The 431-nt window shown below is 56.1% G+C and carries 1 pseudogene and 1 other annotated feature; the pseudogene reads right to left on the bottom strand.

The window, feature by feature from the left end:
- Positions 1-431 (bottom strand): annotated as a pseudogene (locus BGK49_RS30675) (transposase); the annotation flags it as partial.
- Positions 62-178, bottom strand: a sequence feature (AL1L pseudoknot). It overlaps the preceding pseudogene by 117 nt.

The following is a 431-nucleotide window of genomic DNA, read 5'->3' as shown; positions in this document are numbered from 1 at the left end:
GCGCACGGGCACTGCGTTTATCCGGATGATGTCGCTGTTGCTGACAGTGGTAATACGTTGACGGGGCAATATGCAGTTCGCTGCATAGCGGTCCGACCCCGTACTGCTCACGCAGCTTATCCAGCAGTGGCATCATTTTTTCCAGAGGCGGTCGAACTCCGCCTTCGCAAAATAAGCGGAAGCCTGGCGAAGGATATCGTTACTGCGGCGCAGTTCACGATTTTCACGCTCCAGCTCTTTCAGACGCTGACGTTCAGCGGTGGTGAGCCCTCCATCACCGCCCCCGGTATCCCGCTCATGCTGGCGAACCCAGACACGCAGAGTCTCCGGCGTACAGCCAATCTTTGGAGCAATGGAACAAATTGTCGCCCATTGTGAGTCATATTCGCCCTGACTTTCCAGAACCATACGGACTGCCCGTTGACGGACTT

The sequence above is a fragment of the Shigella sp. FC1544 genome, assembly GCF_001722145.1.
GTDB lineage: Bacteria > Pseudomonadota > Gammaproteobacteria > Enterobacterales > Enterobacteriaceae > Escherichia > Escherichia coli.
The sequence above is the reverse complement of the archived record's forward strand: the minus strand, read 5'-3'. Positions and strand labels throughout refer to the sequence as shown.